The sequence below is a fragment of the Isoptericola hypogeus genome, from assembly GCF_039531145.1.
In the GTDB taxonomy this organism is placed as follows: Bacteria; Actinomycetota; Actinomycetes; order Actinomycetales; family Cellulomonadaceae; genus Isoptericola; species Isoptericola hypogeus.
In genome coordinates, this window is record NZ_BAAAPM010000002.1 from 399,135 (window position 1) to 413,391 (window position 14,257).

General features: G+C 73.6%; 13 protein-coding genes. 6 read left to right on the plus strand and 7 right to left on the minus strand.

The features are described from left to right. Positions 1-50: 50 nt before the first annotated feature. Both ABD254_RS02195 and ABD254_RS02200 read right to left on the minus strand, forming a co-directional pair. Positions 51-452 (minus strand): FKBP-type peptidyl-prolyl cis-trans isomerase, encoded by a 402-nt coding sequence (locus ABD254_RS02195; protein ID WP_344245182.1) that lies wholly within the window; start codon positions 450-452, stop codon positions 51-53. Positions 453-512: 60 nt separating this feature from the next. Further along, a complete protein-coding gene (locus ABD254_RS02200) occupies positions 513-1,418 on the minus strand; it encodes a LysR family transcriptional regulator (RefSeq protein WP_344245184.1) in 906 nt (301 codons plus the stop codon). A gap of 83 nt (positions 1,419-1,501) precedes the next feature. Here ABD254_RS02200 and ABD254_RS02205 point away from each other — a divergent pair, with 83 nt between their 5' ends. Next, a complete protein-coding gene (locus tag ABD254_RS02205) occupies positions 1,502-2,467 on the plus strand; it encodes a DMT family transporter (protein ID WP_344245186.1) in 966 nt (321 codons plus the stop codon). Between the two features lie 96 nt (positions 2,468-2,563). On the opposite strand, the gene ABD254_RS02210 is transcribed toward ABD254_RS02205, so the two are convergent. Together ABD254_RS02210 and ABD254_RS02215 are read right to left on the minus strand one after the other, a co-directional pair. Then, positions 2,564-3,886 (minus strand): RNA polymerase sigma factor, encoded by a 1,323-nt coding sequence (locus ABD254_RS02210; RefSeq protein WP_344245188.1) that lies wholly within the window; start codon positions 3,884-3,886, stop codon positions 2,564-2,566. Beyond that, a complete protein-coding gene (locus tag ABD254_RS02215; protein ID WP_344245190.1) occupies positions 3,883-4,311 on the minus strand; it encodes a YciI family protein in 429 nt (142 codons plus the stop codon). The genes ABD254_RS02210 and ABD254_RS02215 overlap by 4 nt, the downstream gene beginning before the upstream one ends. A 149-nt stretch (positions 4,312-4,460) precedes the next feature. Here ABD254_RS02215 and ABD254_RS02220 point away from each other — a divergent pair, with 149 nt between their 5' ends. Together ABD254_RS02220 and ABD254_RS02225 are read left to right on the plus strand one after the other, a co-directional pair. Further along, a complete protein-coding gene (locus tag ABD254_RS02220; protein WP_344245192.1) occupies positions 4,461-5,345 on the plus strand; it encodes an alpha/beta fold hydrolase in 885 nt (294 codons plus the stop codon). Positions 5,346-5,370: 25 nt separating this feature from the next. Further along, positions 5,371-5,955, plus strand: a complete 585-nt coding sequence (locus ABD254_RS02225; RefSeq protein ID WP_344245194.1) for a TetR-like C-terminal domain-containing protein — start codon at positions 5,371-5,373, stop codon at positions 5,953-5,955. Between the two features lie 127 nt (positions 5,956-6,082). On the opposite strand, the gene ABD254_RS02230 is transcribed toward ABD254_RS02225, so the two are convergent. Continuing rightward, positions 6,083-6,952 (minus strand): Bax inhibitor-1/YccA family protein, encoded by an 870-nt coding sequence (locus ABD254_RS02230; RefSeq protein ID WP_344245196.1) that lies wholly within the window; start codon positions 6,950-6,952, stop codon positions 6,083-6,085. A gap of 220 nt (positions 6,953-7,172) precedes the next feature. Here ABD254_RS02230 and ABD254_RS02235 point away from each other — a divergent pair, with 220 nt between their 5' ends. Both ABD254_RS02235 and ABD254_RS02240 read left to right on the plus strand, forming a co-directional pair. Beyond that, on the plus strand, positions 7,173-8,135 hold the full coding sequence (locus ABD254_RS02235; RefSeq protein WP_344245198.1) for an ABC transporter ATP-binding protein: 963 nt from the start codon (positions 7,173-7,175) through the stop codon (positions 8,133-8,135). Then, positions 8,132-9,007, plus strand: a complete 876-nt coding sequence (locus ABD254_RS02240) for an ABC transporter permease (RefSeq protein ID WP_344245200.1) — start codon at positions 8,132-8,134, stop codon at positions 9,005-9,007. The genes ABD254_RS02235 and ABD254_RS02240 overlap by 4 nt, the downstream gene beginning before the upstream one ends. 61 nt (positions 9,008-9,068) lie before the next feature. Here ABD254_RS02240 and ABD254_RS02245 read toward each other — a convergent pair whose 3' ends face one another. Both ABD254_RS02245 and ABD254_RS02250 read right to left on the minus strand, forming a co-directional pair. Continuing rightward, entirely contained in the window at positions 9,069-12,371 is a 3,303-nt protein-coding gene (locus tag ABD254_RS02245) for an efflux RND transporter permease subunit (protein WP_344245202.1), read from the minus strand. Positions 12,372-12,492: 121 nt separating this feature from the next. Then, positions 12,493-13,725: an MFS transporter gene (locus ABD254_RS02250; protein WP_344245204.1), complete on the minus strand. Its 1,233-nt coding sequence runs from the start codon at positions 13,723-13,725 to the stop codon at positions 12,493-12,495. A 226-nt stretch (positions 13,726-13,951) separates the two neighbouring features. Between ABD254_RS02250 and ABD254_RS02255 the strand changes: the two genes are divergently transcribed. Continuing rightward, positions 13,952-14,257: hypothetical protein (locus tag ABD254_RS02255; RefSeq protein ID WP_344245206.1), on the plus strand; the 306-nt coding region annotated here is incomplete at its 3' end.

Here is a 14,257-nt window from a genome sequence, read left to right on the forward strand (position 1 = left end):
GGCGCGAATACGGCGGCAACCGCCTGTTCGGCGATCGGGTGACGGTCGGGTCAGCGGACGCCGACGACGTCCACGACGAAGACGAGCGTGGCGCCGCCGGGGATGCCGGCCTGCGGCACCCCGCGCTGCCCGTAGCCGTGCTCGGACGGGATGGACAGCAGCACGCGGTCGCCGACGTTGCGGCCGACCAGGCCCTTGTCCCAGCCGCCGATGACGGCGCCCACGCCGATCGGGAAGTCGATGGTCTGGCCGCGGTCGTACGAGTTGTCGAACACGCCGCCGGCCCAGGTCTGGCCGAGGTAGTTGACGACGATGGTGCGGCCGGCGTCGACCACCGGGCCGGTGCCCTCGGCGAGCACCTGCACCTGCAGGCCCGCGGGGGCGTCGCCCTCGGGGAACGTGATCTCGGGCTTGTCGCCGAAGCCGCCGGTGGCGGTGGGGAGCGTGGTCACAGGGGTACCTCGTCTTCGTCCGGGAGCCGCCGGATGCCCGGCGGCGGTGCGCCGTCCAGCCTAACGGGACGCCGCCACCGGCACCCCCGCGACCTCGCGCAGCGCCGCGAGCGCCGACCGCACCGGCGGCGTGTCGGCGACGGCGTCCTGCACCAGGGCGTAGATGGACCGCACCGGGACGGGCTTGACCACCGGCACGGCGACAGTGCCGGGGGCGGGGTGCGCCGACCCGAGCGACGGCAGCACCGTGACACCGATGCCCGCCGAGACGAAGGCGAGGGCCGTCGGGTAGTCGTGCGCCTCGACGGTGAAGGCGGGGGCGAACCCGGCCGCGCGGCAGGCCTCGAGCAGGTTGCGGCGGCACCACCCGCGCGCGAAGTCGTTGTCGATCCACCGGTCGCCGACGAGCTCCGCGAGCTCGATCTCGTCCCGGCCGGCCAGCGGGTGGCGCTCCGGGACGACGGCGACGTACGGGTCGTCGAGCAGGTGGTGGGCGGTGGTGCCCGCCGCGGGCTCGAAGTTCGGCCGCGCCACCGCGAGCTGCAGGTCGGCCCGCCGGGTCGGGTCGGTCGGGATCTCCTCGGTCAGCTCGAGGTCCAGCCGCACGCCGGGGTACTCGGCCGTGAGCGTACTCACGACCGCCGGCAGCCAGGCCGCACCCACGGACGCGAAGTACGCGACGGACAGGCTGCCCGACCGCCCCGAGCGCAGGTCGGCGACGAACGTCTCCACGGCCCCCAGCCGTGCGAGCAGGCCGTCCGCCTCGGCGGCGAGCGCCTGCCCGGCCGCGGTCGGACGGACGCCGCGGCCGTGCCGGGCGAGCAGCTGCAGCCCCGTCTCGCGCTGCAGGGCCGCCACGTGCTGGCTGACGGCGGACGGCGTGTAGCCGAGGTTGGCGGCGGCCGCCGCCACGGAGCCGCTCGCGACGACGGAGCGGAAGACCCGGAGCCGGTGGACGTCGAGCATGCGCACGACACTACAGCGCCACTGAACGGTGCGGAAGGAACGTGAACTGGTGCTGACGGGACTTCGCGGGGCACGATCTCCTCATGACCGCGACGACCCCGCGCACCTCCCCGGCGCCGCCCACCACCCGCGGCGGGCTCACGCTCCTCGCGATGGCCACGACGGTCGTCCTGTGGGCGTCCGCGTTCGTGGCGATCCGCGCCGTGGGGCACGACGTCGACGCCGGGCCGCTCACGCTCGGCCGGGTCGCCGTGGGATCCGTCGCGCTCACGGCGATGGTCGCCGTCGTCCGCGCCCGCCGACGCGCGACGACGCCCGCGGCGGGCGGCATCCCGGCGCGAGGCCGGCTCCCGCACGGGCGGCTGCTCGCGCTCGTCGCGGTGTGGGGGGTCGCGTGGTTCGGCGGCTACAACCTCACGCTCAACGCGGCCGAGCAGCACCTCGACGCCGGGACGACCGCGCTGCTCGTCAACATCGCGCCAATGCTGGTCGCCGTCCTGGCCGGGCTGTTCCTCGGCGAGGGCTTCCCGCGCCGCCTGCTCGTCGGGATCGCGGTGGCGTTCACCGGCGTGCTCCTCATCGCCGTCGCGACGTCCGCGGGGCAGTTCGACGCCGCGGGTGTGCTGCTCGGGCTCGCCTCGGCCGTGCTGTACGCCGGGGCGGCGACGCTGCAGAAGCGGCTGCTCCCCCACCTCGACGCGCTGACCATGACCTGGCTGGGCTGCCTCGCGGGGACGGTCGTCACGCTCCCGTTCCTGCCCGCGCTCGTCGACCAGCTCGCCGCGGCGCCGACGTCGGCGGTGCTCGGCATCGTCTACCTCGGGCTGTTCCCGACGGCGATCGCGTTCAGCACCTGGGGGTACGTGCTGTCCCGGTCGAGCGCGGGGCGCGCCGCCGCCTCGACCTACGCAGTCCCGGCGCTCGTCGTCCTGATGTCCTGGGCGCTGCTGGACGAGGTCCCCGCTCCCGCCGCGCTCGTCGGCGGGGTGCTGGCGCTGACCGGCGTCGCCGTCGCGACCATCCCCCGCCGACCTGTCAGAGCCAGGTGAGGGTATAGCGCAACGTGGCTCTGACAGCTCGCGGTACCATCGACCTGTCCGAGCCAGGTGACGGCATGGCCCCACGTGGCTCTGACAGCCCGGGGCTCAGAGCGCGGCGGCCTTGGCCTCCAGAACCCCGCGCTCGCGAGCGTTGCCGCACAGGCGCGCGGCGAGCTCCAGCTCGGCCCGCGCCTCCGCCGCCCGGCCGAGCCGCGCGAGCAGCTCGCCGCGCACGCTCGGCAGCAGGTAGGAGCCGCGCAGGACGTCGGTGGCGACGAGCTCGTCCACCAGCGGCAGAGCGGCGGCCGGCCCGGACGCCATCGACACCGCGACGGCCCGGTTGAGCTCGACGACGGGCGACGGCGCCACCCGCCCCAGCGCCTCGTACAGCAGCACGATCCGCTCCCAGTCGGTGCCCGCGACCGACGGCGCGACGTCGTGCTGCTCGGCGATCGCCGCCTGCAGCCCGTACGGCCCCAGCCCCCGACCGACCGCCACCGCGCGGCCGAGGGCCTCCCGGCCGCGGCGGATCGCGGACGCGTCCCACCGCCGCCGGTCCTGGTCCTCCAGCAGCACCGGCGCGCCGTCCGGCCCCGTCCGCGCGGCGAAGCGGGCCGCCGTGAGCTCCAGCAGGGCGAGCAGGCCGTGCGCCTCGGGCTCGTCGGGCACCAGCCGGGTCAGCACGCGGGCGAGCCGCACGGCCTCGTAGGCCAGGTCGGGGCGCATCCAGTCCTCGCCGGCCGTCGCCGTCGACCCCTCGGAGAAGATGAGGTAGACGACGTTCAGCACCGACGCGAGCCGCTCCGCCCGGTCCGCGGCCGCCGGCACCTCGAACGGCACCCGGGCCGCGGCGAGCGTCTTCTTCGCCCGCGTGATGCGCGCCTGCACCGTGGGCACCGGCACGAGGAAGGCCCGCGCGATCTCCTCGCTCGTGAGGCCGCCGACCACCCGGAGCGTGAGCGCGACCCGGCCCTCCTTCGACAGCACCGGATGGCAGGCGACGAACAGCAGCGCGAGCCGGTCGTCGTCGATCCGGTCCGGGTCCCACAGGAGGTCCGTGTCGGGACCGGCGCCGCGCACCGACCCCGGACCGCCGGTCACGACGCCGCCCTCGTCCAGGTCTCGGGCCAGGACGGCGTACCGCTCGTCGCGCCCGGACCGGCGACGGAAGGCGTCGATGGCGCGGCGGCGGCCGGTCGCGAGCAGCCAGGCCGTCGGGTCGCGGGGGACGCCGTCGCGCGGCCAGGCGACGAGGGCCTCCGCCAGCGCCTCCGACGCGACGTCCTCCGCGAGGGCGAGGTCGTTCGTGTACCGGGCGAGCGCGCCGACGATGCGGCTGGACTCGATGCGCCACACGGCCTCGACGACGCGACGAGAGGCCGCGCCGTCGTCGGCGCGGCCCTCGTCGTGCGGTACGACGGCGGTCACTGGGCGCGCTGGGCCTGCTGCTCGCGCCAGCCCTTCTCCTTCTCGACCCACTCGTTGTCCTGCGGGAAGTCGTCGGGGCCGTGCACGCGGCGCACCTCGAGCTTGGTGCCGGGGCCGCTCAGGGGCGCCCGCTTGGCCCACTCGATCGCCTCCTCCTTGGTGGCGACGTCGACGATCCAGAAGCCGTTGAACAGCTCCTTGGTCTCCCCGTACGGGCCGTCGGTGACGACCGGCGTCTCGGAGGAGAAGTCGACGACGGCGCCCTCGGACGCGTCGGAGAGCCCCTCGCCCGCGGCCAGGACGCCCGCGTTCATCATGGACTCGTTGTACCGGCCCATGTCCTCCATGACCTTGGTGAAGTCGATCTGCTCGTAGGCGGCCTGACCCTCGTCGGTCCCTCGCATGATCAGCATGTACTTCGGCATCGTCCTGCTCCTGTCGTGATCGCGGTCACCCTCCCGGCGACCTTCTCATCCCCAGGTCGAACGGGGAACCGCGAGATCGACACACGCACCGAACTTTTCTTGACGAGACCCTCTTGCGCGCTTCGGCTAATAGCATTAGCTTTATGGCTATGACGCAGACCACGAACGAGATCCGGTACCTCACCCGCCCCCAGGGCCGCATCGCCTACACCGACACGGGCACCGGCCCGCTCGTCGTCGCCGTCCCCGGCATGGGCGACCTGCGCTCCACCTACGACGACCTGGTGCCCGCCCTGACGGGCGCCGGCCTCCGCGTGGTCGTCGCCGACCTGCGCGGGCACGGCGACTCCGACACCACCTTCCGGGCGCACGGCGACGAGGCCACCGCCTCCGACCTGGTCGCCCTGGTCACGCACCTCGACGCCGGCCCGGCCGTCCTGATGGGCAGCTCCATGGGCGGGTCCGCCGCCGTCGTCGCCGCGGCCGACCGGCCCGACCTCGTGCGCGGCCTGGTGCTGATCGCCCCGCACCTGCGCGAGACGGCCTCCCCCGCGGCCCAGGCGACGTACCGCGCGCTGTACCGGGTGCTGTTCGCCCGGCCCTGGGGCGCCGCCGCGTGGGCGTGGCTCTACACGTCGATGTTCGCCAAGGGCCGCCGCTCGCCGCGGCACGCCGCGCACGTCGCCGCGATCCGGCGCAGCCTGGCCGACCCGGCGCGGCTGCGCTCGTTCCGCGACCTGGCCGTCGCTCTCGACCACTCGGTCGTCGAGCCGCGGGTGGCCGGCGTGCGGGCACCGGCGCTCGTCGTCGTCGGCGAGCTCGACCCCGACTACAAGGACGCCGCCGCCGCGCTCGCCGACATGCGCGACGCCCTCGGCGCCCAGGGCGTGCTGGTCCCCGGCGTCGGACACTACCCGCAGCACCAGGCGCCCGACGTCGTCACACCGGCGGTCCTCGACTTCCTCGCCGCCCTGCCGGCGGGCGACCAGGGCGCGGCCGGCACGGCCGGCGAGCAGGGCTGCGCCCGTGCCTAGGGCGGGGTTGTCCCGGGACGCGGTCGTGCGCATCGCGGCCGACCTCGTGGACGCCGGCGGGGCGACCGGCCTCGCGGACCTCACTCTCGCGAAGGTCGCCGCCACGGCGGGCGTCGCGGCGCCGAGCCTTTACAAGCACGTGGGCTCCCTGGCGGACCTGCGCCGGCACGTCGCCCTGGTCGCGCTGGAGGAGCTGACCACCGCCAGCGCGGCGGCGACGATCGGGCGCGCCGGACCGGACGCCCTGCGCGCCCTCGCCCGGACCTGGCGCGCCTACGCGCAGGACCATCCCGGCCGGTTCGCCGCCGTCCAGCTCGCGCCCGACCCGGACGCCCCCGAGGACGCCGAGCACCGCGCGTCCGCGGCACGGGTCGTCGCGCTGGTCGCCGCCGTCCTGCAGGGCTTCGGCCTCCCCGACGACCGGGTGATCGACGCCGTGCGCTCGGTGCGCTCCGGCGTCCACGGCTTCGTCCAGCTCGAGCTCTCCGGCGGCTTCCGCCTCCCCGAGGACCTGGACCGCAGCTTCGACGTCCTCGTCGACATGCTCGTCGCCGGCGTCACGGCCCTGGGCGACGCCACCCGCCCGCTCTCTCCCGAGGAACAGCCATGACGACCCCCGCCACGTCGCACCGCAACCCGCCCGCCCGGCCCGTGCGCACGACGACGGCCGGCCACCCCGAGGGGTGACCGGCCGCGTGATCCGGGGTGAGGCCCGGACGTCGGGAGATGCCCCGCCGTCAGTCGCCGCTGTTGAAGATGGCGATGATCCGCAGGATCTCCAGGTACAGCCACACGAGGGTGACGATGAGGCCGAAGGCGGCGGACCACGCGTACTGCGCGGGAACGCCCTGCTCCACGCCGCGCTTGATGGAGTCGAAGTCCATGATCAGCGAGAACGCGGCGAGGCCGACGGCCACCAGGCCCACGATGATGCCGATCGGGCCGGAGCGCAGGCCCCACTCGCCCCCGGCGACGCCGGTCCACATGAGGACCACGTTGACGAGCGAGAACGCCAGGTAGCCGACCATCCCGACGAGCAGCCACCGCGTGAACTTCGGGGTGACGCGCACCTTGCCGGACTTGAACAGGAACAGCGCGGCGGCGAACGTCGCCATGGTGGCCACGATCGCCTGCAGCACGATGACGGACGGCGCCGTACCGCCCACCGCCGCCATCGAGCCGAACAACAGCGAGATGCCGCCGAGGAACACGCCCTCCGCCACCGTGTAGGCGACGATGAGCGCCGGGCTGGGCTTCTTCTTGAACGCGTTCACCAGGCCCAGCACGAGGCCGACGATCATGCCGATCGGCCACAGCCCCGGCGCGAAGTTCCACGTCGCGGCGGCGACCACGATCAGCAGGGCCAGCAGCCCGCCGGTCTTGATGATGACGTCGTCGTAGGTGAGGCGCTTGGTGTCGGCCGTGGTGGCCGACGGGGCGCCGTACATGTTCTCGAGCGTCGCGGCGTCGGCGGCCTGGGCGCCCATGGTGCCCGCCTGGTAGGCGGTCTGACCGTACTGCGGCGCGGTGGCGGTGCCCCCGCGGACCGCGCCGGTACGGCGGGGCTCGCCGAAGACGTCGCTCTTCGAGAAGACGGGGTTGGTCATGAACTCCTCCTGGTCGCGGCTGCCGGGTACGGACGACGGGGCGTCGCGCGCAGAGCCGGGTCGCTGGCCGTGCGATCCATCGTAGGGAACGCCTGGACGTACGAATAGGTTCCCGGGGGCCTCCCTCACATCGAGACCCGTCCGTGACCGTGGCCGCCTCCGGCCGTAGGCTCGTGACGAGTCGTACGTTCTGCCGGATCCAGCCACCCCGAGGGGCGACATGATCGAAGCACACGGCCTGACCAAGCGCTACGGACCCAAGCTCGCCGTCGACGACGTGACCTTCACCGTGCAGCCCGGCATCGTCACGGGCTTCCTCGGCCCCAACGGCGCCGGGAAGTCGACCACGATGCGCATGATCATGGGCCTCGACCGCCCGACCGCGGGCACGGTCACGGTCAACGGGCGCCCGTACGCCCAGCATCGCGCCCCGCTGGCGGAGGTGGGGGCCCTGCTCGAGGCCAAGGCGGCGCACCCCGGCCGGACGGCGCGCCAGCACCTGCAGGCCCTCGCGGCGACCCACGCCATCGCCCCCGCCCGGGTGGACGAGGTGATCGAGCTGACCGGGCTGGGCTCTGTCGCCCGCAAGCGCGTAGGTGGCTTCTCCTTGGGCATGGGGCAGCGCCTCGGCGTCGCCGTCGCGCTGCTGGGCGACCCGCGCACGCTCATCCTCGACGAGCCCGTCAACGGGCTCGACCCCGAGGGCGTGCTGTGGGTGCGCAACCTCGCGAAGTACCTGGCGAGCCAGGGCCGCACCGTGTTCCTGTCCAGCCACCTCATGAGCGAGGTCGCGCTCACCGCCGACCACGTCCTCGTCATCGGCAAGGGCCGCATCCTCGCCGACATGACCGTGCAGGACCTGCTCGACGGCGCGTCGGCCCGCACCGTGCGGGTGCGCTCGCCGCAGTCGGGCGTGCTCGCCGAGGCGCTGCGCCGCGAGGGCGCCGAGGTCACCGCGGGCGACGACGGCGCGCTCGAGGTCGCGGGGGTGGACGCCGCCCGCGTGGGCGAGACGGCGGCCGCCGCCGGCGTCGTCCTGCACGAGCTCACCCCGACGGTGTCCACGCTGGAGGAGGCGTACATGGAGCTCACCGCCGACGCCGTGGAGTACCGGTCCGAGGACCTGGCCGAGGAGATGGCCGAGGACGTCGCCGCCGCGACGGCCGAGGGAGGGTCCCGATGACCGCCACCGAGCAGACCGCGCCGGCCACTGCCGCGCCCGCCGTCACCGTGCACCGCGTCACGTTCACGCGCGTGCTGCGGGCGGAGTGGGTCAAGTTCCGCACCCTGCGCTCCACGATCTGGACGGTGGTCGTCACCGCCGTCGTCATGGTCGGGTTCGCGCTCATGATGGCGTCGCTGATGCGGCTCGCGGCCGACACCCCGGAGATGGCCGAGGGGATGTCGCAGGATCCCGCCATGCAGGCCGCCGGGATGTCGGGGACCTTCGTGATCACCCTGGGCTACTCGTTCGGGCAGCTCGCGGTGGCGGTTCTCGCGGCCCTGATCGTCACGAACGAGTACTCGACGGGCATGATCCGCTCGACGTTCGCCGCCGTCCCGAGACGGCTGCCCGCCCTGTGGGCCAAGCTCGTGGTCATCGTCGTCACCGTCGTGGTCGTGATCTCCGTCGCGCTGGCCATCGCCTACGTCGTGACCCTCCCGATCCTGGACGCGGCGGACCTGCCGGTGGACCTCTCCGACCCGGAGCAGCTCCGCGCCCTCGGCGGCTGCGTGCTCTACCTCGCGACCGTCGCCGCGTTCGCCCTGGCGGTGGGCACCCTGATGCGGCACAGCGCCGGGGCGATCTTCACGCTCGTCGCGATCTTCTTCGTGCTGCCGCTGATCTTCTCGATCGTCGTCGGTGCGTCCGACGCCGCGTGGACCGACTGGGTGAACAAGCTGCTGCCCAGCGTGGCCGGGGAGCGGGTCATCTCGACCGGCCCGACGCCCGACACGCTGCTCGAGCCGTGGGTGGGCTACGGGGTGCTCGCCGGGTACACGGTCGTCCTGCTCGCCGTCGCCGCCGTCACGCTGAAGCGCCGCGACGCCTGAGCCCTCGCCGGTCGAGCCTGTCGAGACCCTCACCGGGGCTCGACAGGCTCGACCGGCGAGGTCACCCGGCGGTGGGGGCCTCCGCCGCCTTCTGCTCCGCGATCTTCGCCTCGACGCGGGCGCGCTCGGCCTTGTCCTCCGCCCGGGCCGCGGCCTTCTCGGCCCGGCGCAGCGCCCGCGCGTCGCGCTTGGCCCGGCGACGGTCCTTGCGCCGCTCGATGAGCGTGTACAGCACCGGCACGACGAACAGCGTCAGCAGCGTCGAGGAGATCAGGCCGCCGATGACCACCAGCGCCAGCGGCTGGCTGATGAACGCCCCGCCCCCGGTGAGGCCGACGGCCATCGGGGTCAGCGCGAAGATCGTGGCCAGCGCCGTCATGACGATCGGCCGCAGCCGCTTGCGCGACCCCTCGCGCACCGCGTCGTCGACCGATCGCCCGCGCTCGCGGTACTGGTTGATGAGGTCGATGAGCACGATGGCGTTGGAGACGACGATGCCCACGAGCATCAGCACGCCGATCAGTGCCGGCACGCCCAGCGGCGTGTCCGTGGCGAGCAGCGCCAGCAGGGCGCCCGTCGCCGAGAACGGCACCGACACCAGCAGGATCAGCGGCTGCACGAGCGAGCCGAACGTCGCCACCATGACGAGGTAGACGATCGCGATCGCCGCGACCAGGGCCAGGCCCAGGTCGGCGAAGGCGTCCGCCTGGTCCGCCGCGACGCCGCCCACCTCGACGGTGGCCCCGGCCGGCAGGTCGAGGTCCTGCGTGGCCGTCGTGATCTCGGCGCTCAGCGTGCCGACGTCCTGCGTCTCGGGCGTGACCGAGACGGTCGCGGAGCGCTCGCCGTCGGTACGCGAGATCGACGTGGGCACGTCCACCCGCTCGACCGTCGCGACGTCGGTCAGCGGGACCGTGCCCGTGGCGGTGGGGATCTCGAGGTCCTCGATCTCGCCCTGCGTGGCCGGCGCGTCGCCGGTCTTCACGACGACGTCGGTGGGCCCGTCGCCCAGGTCGACCTCGCCGACGGTCTGCTCCGGCTGCATGGCGCCGGACACGATGCCCGACACCTGCGTCTCGGTGAGGCCGAGCTCGGCCGCCGCCTCGCGGTCGACCGTCACCTGCACCACCTGCTGCGCGGCGGCCAGGTCGTTGCTGACCTCGGCCACGCCGTCCAGGTCGGCGACGGCGTCCTCGACGGCGCTCGCCGCCTCCTCGAGGTCGTCGGCGTCGTTCGCCTGCACGACCAGGTCGACGGTGGTGCCGCCGAAGCCGGAGTCGCCCCCGGAGACGCTGACCGCCGTCGTGACGCCGCCCGCGAGCGGCTCGACCGCCGCGCGGATCTCGTCCTGCGCGGCCACGCCGTCCGCCTCGGGGTCGAGCGTGATCGCGAAGGTGGCCTGCGGCTCGGAGCCGCCGCCCATGAACGCGGCCTGCGCGGCGTCGCCGGTGCCGACCGTGCTCTGCACGCTCTCGACGGCGTCGACGTCGGCCAGTGCGTCCTCGACCTCGGCGGCTGCGGCGTCCTGCGCCTCGAGCGAGGTTCCGGGCTCGAAGGTCTGGGTGACCGTGACCGTGTCCTGGCCGCTGTCGCCGATGAAGTTGGTCTCCAGGCGCGGCACCAGGGCGAGCGTGCCGCCGAGGACGGCGACCGCCACGACGAGCGTGACCCACGGGTGGCGCAGCGCGGCGCCCAGGCTCGGCACGTACGCGCGCTGCCACAGGCCGCGGCGCTCCTTGGCCTCGGCGGCCTCGCGGACGGCCTCGGCCTCGGCCTCGTCGGCGGCCACGACGGGCGTCTTGACGAACCAGTACGCGAGGACCGGGACGATCGTCAGCGCCACGACCAGCGACGCGAGCATCGCGATCGCCACCGTCACGGCGAACGGCCGGAACAGCTCGCCGACCATGCCGCCGACGAGGGCGATCGGGGCGAACACCGCCACCGTGCAGATGGTCGACGCCGCGATCGCGCCGCCCACCTCCCGCACCGCGGTGAGGATCGCGGCCTTCTTCTCCTCGCCGTAGGACAGGTGCCGCTTGATGTTCTCGATGACGACGATCGCGTCGTCGACGACACGTCCGATCGAGATGGTCAGCGCCCCGAGCGTGAGGATGTTCAGCGTGTACCCGGTGAGGTTCATGACCAGGAAGGTCACCGCCAGCGACAGCGGGATCGACACGGCCGACACGAGGGTCGAGCGCAGCGAGAGCAGGAAGACCAGGATCACGATCACGGCGAAGACGAGGCCGAGCCCGCCCTCGGTGGCGAGGCCCTCGATCGACTCCTCGATGAACGGGGCCTGGTCGAAGACGACGGCGGTGGTGACGCCCGCGGCCTCGAGCTCGGGCTGCAGGTCGTCCAGCGCGTCCTGGACCGCGTGCGAGACCTCGACCGTGTTGCCGTCCGGGGTCTTGGTGATGGCGACGCCGAGCGACGGCTCGCCGTCGAGCCGGGAGTACGACGACGCCTCGACGGGCACGACCTCCACGGTCGCGACGTCGGACATGGTGGCGGGCGCCGGCGGGGCGGACGAGCCGTCGCCGATCTCACCGGTGGTGCCGCCGGTCGCGTCGCCGGTGGTGGCCTCGCCCGCCGCCGCGGCGGCGGCCGGGTCCACGACGAGCGGGAGCCCCTCGAGGTCCTCGACGCTCTCGATGCTCGACCCGGTCTGCACGGAGTAGGTGGCGTCGTCGTCCGTGATGGTGCCGGCAGGCAGCACGACGCCGTTGTCCTCGAGGACGGTCGAGACGTCCTGCGTCGTCAGGCCCGCGGCCGCGAGCTTCTCGGCGTCGACGTCGACCAGCACCTGGTCGGTCTCGCCGCCGGTGACCGCGACGGAGCGCACGTCGTCGAGGTCCTCGAGCGCGGGCACCACGACCGTGTCGACGGTGTCGGCCAGCTCGGCCGCGTCGACGGAGCCGTCGACCCCGGCCGCCGCGAGTTGGATGACGGGCAGGTCGTCGAGCGAGCCCGTGATCACCTGCGGCTCGACGTCCTCGGGCAGCTGTGACTGGGTGCGCGTGATCGCGGTCTGCAGCCGCTGCGTGGCGGCGTCCATGTCGGTGCCGTACTCGAACTGCACGGTGGTCACCGAGCTGCCGGTCGACGCCGTCGAGCCGATCGACTCGATGCCCTCCACCGACTGCGCGGCGGCCTCGAGCGGCTCGGTGACGCGCTCCTCGACCACCTCCGGCGAGGCCCCCGGGTACACGGCGACGACGGCGCCGGCCGGGAGCTGGAGGGACGGGATGAGCTCCTGCTTGAGGGAGCCCAGGCTCAGCACCCCGAAGACGAAGATCGCGATCGTCGCCAGGGCGACGACGGCGCGGTTCGCCAGGGACAGTCGGGCAAGTCGGAACACGCTCACTCCAGGACGGCGGTCGGCAGGACGGGGCACGACTCCGCTGTCGTGACGCAAGGGCGCAACGGACGATACGCCCCCGGAGTTCCCCGCGGTATCCGCCGAAAGGAGGATCCGGGCGTCACAGCTCGGACATGGCCTCCTCGGGCGTCCCCTCGACCGCACGCGCGGCGCGGTTCCAGCGCGACCACAGCACGCGCTCGCCGAGCGGGCCGGCCATCCGGTGCGCGGTGAGCAGGAAGACGACGACGCCGACGGTGAGCACCGCGACACCCACCCAGTACGGCGCCGACGCGCCGACGGGGTGCAGCAGTCCGGCGATGACCGGGGCCGGCGCCGCGAAGCCCCAGCGCACGAGGTTGAAGGCGCCGGTCGTCACGCGCCGGTCCGGGTCGCCCAGGGCCAGCGAGAGGTCGGTGAGGATCGCGTTGGCGATGCCCATGAACACGCCCGCGACGACGAGCACGACGACGGAGGCCGCCGTCGGCAGCCCCAGGGCGAGCAGGAGCGTCATGACGAGGACCCCGGCGACGGCCACGCCCAGGGTCTGCACCGCCCCGATCGTGTGGGCCAGCCTGTGCCCGACGACGAGGATGCCGAACGCGAGGCCAAGGCCCCACGCGGTGAAGACGAGGCCCAGCGGCACGACGTCCAGCCCGAGGAAGATCGGCGTGTAGCCCAGGATCACGAAGAAGACGAAGTTGTACGTGGCGGTGACGACGGACAGCGCGAGGAACGCGGGCCGGCGGAAGAGGGCGAAGACCTGGCCGACGCGCAGCTGGGACGGCTTCTCGACGGGGTCCTTGAGCCGCGTGACCGACACCGCCAAGGCGACGATCATGAACAGGCCGCACGCGAAGAACGGCACCCGCCAGCTGATCGAGCCGAGCAGGCCGCCGATGAGCGGCCCGACGGCGAAGCCGAGGCCGACGCAGGTCTCGAAGATGCCGACCACCCACTCGCGGTCGTTCGCGAGCGAGACGAGCAGCACCATCGCCGTGGCGAAGAACATCGCGTTCCCGAGACCCCACAGGCCCCGCAGCGCGGCGAGCTGGCCGATGGTGGTGCTCAGGGCGGCGAGGATCGCGGCGACCGCGACGAGGCTCACCCCGGCCGCGAGGATCTTCTTGTACCCGAACCTCCCCGTGGCCAGCACGGCGGGGATCATGCCGACCGCCATCACGGCGATGTAGGCGGTGAAGAGCAGCTCGATCTGCCAGGTGGTCGCGCCGATCTCCGCGCCGATGATCGGCAGGATCGGGTCGACGACGGCGATGCCGGCGATCGCGAAGAACGCGGTCAGCGCGGTGGCGTAGATGGCGGTGGAATTCGGTTCGTTGCGGGCGCCGGACACGCGGCGGCCTCCTCGGGGACGAGAGGTGTGGGAACTGTGCGCACCTTACTCCTTTTAGTTGCTCCCAGCAATCAATGTCACCGGTCGCCACCGCACGCGTCCTGAGATGTGTGCCCGGCGCACCGGCTCCGGTCGCACGACCAGATACCCCGGGCTACCGTCGATCCGGTGCCCGTGACGACGACGACCGGACACCTCGGCACCGGCGCCTCAGAGGGAGAGCGTTGTGACACAGCAGACCGACACCACCGTCGACCCGCGCCGACGCGCGGGAGCACCCTGGGAGCGGCTCCGCCGCGCCGTGGCCTGCGTCGTCGCGACGACGCTCGCCCTCGCCGTCTCGCTCGTGCTCGTCCCCGGGCCCGCGGTCGAGGGCGCGCCGCGGTTCAACATCCGGTGCGACAAGCTCATCAAGGGGATCAAGGGACCGACCGACTTCAACGACCTCCCCGGCGGGGGCCGCACGTCGCCCCTCAACGAACGGATCCGCGACTACCGGTTCCGCAACCAGGCGGAGCCCCTGCGCACCACG